General features: G+C 59.2%; 1 protein-coding gene. It reads right to left on the reverse strand.

Going from position 1 to position 265, the window contains the following annotated elements:
* A partial coding sequence (locus AC0IYH_RS32040; RefSeq protein WP_471838330.1) for a response regulator occupies positions 1-265 on the reverse strand: 265 nt, incomplete at both ends.

A 265-nucleotide genomic window follows, 5' to 3' on the forward strand; every position in this document is an offset into this window, starting at 1 on the left:
TGCCGGCATTGCGGGCAATGACCTTGCTCGGTGCATGGCTGATGCCGGTGAGCATGATGATCAGGATATCGTTGTTGAGGCTTGGGTCTTCCTTGATCTTCGCCGCCAACTGCATGCCACTCATGCCGGGCATGTCCTGATCGAGTAGTACCGCGTCGAAGTATTCGCGCATGTGCGCCTTGGTGCGCAGCAGGGCCAGCGCTTCCTTGCCCGATGGCACGCTGCTGACGTTCATACCCCAGGCATTGCACTGCTGCAGCAACAC

Source organism: Pseudomonas sp. AC463, assembly GCF_979253585.1.